Raw genomic sequence first — 360 nt, forward strand, 5'->3', positions numbered from 1 at the left:
AAACTATATCTGCTTCATCTTGTTCTTCTCGTTTCGCACGCTTAGGGGAAGCGTTCAACCAATCGTAATAACCACTTCTGCTTACTCCTGCCAGTTCACATAGATAGGAAATAGTTTTCTTTAATCGGTGTTTTTGAATCGTTCTATCAATAAGATAAAACTTTTCGGACTGCCTCAATATCGTTTCTTCTTCAACGCCTGCCTTTCTAGAACTTCTAACTTTTTTAGGAAATCATTTTCTGCTTCCAGGAACTTAATTCTTGCCTCTGCTTTCTTCAATTGTTCTTCAGGAGATAGGGAACTTGAAGATGGGCGACCGGTGCTTCCTTTCCCTCTGCGTTCCGAAAGGAATCCTTCTTC

At 40.6% G+C, this 360-nt stretch carries 1 pseudogene; it reads right to left on the bottom strand.

The features are described 5' to 3' along the window. Nucleotides 1–174: 174 nt before the first annotated feature. A pseudogene (locus ACXAF2_RS23510) lies at nucleotides 175–360 on the bottom strand (IS3 family transposase); the annotation flags it as partial.

It is taken from the genome of Rossellomorea sp. ABR4_004 (assembly GCF_056159585.1).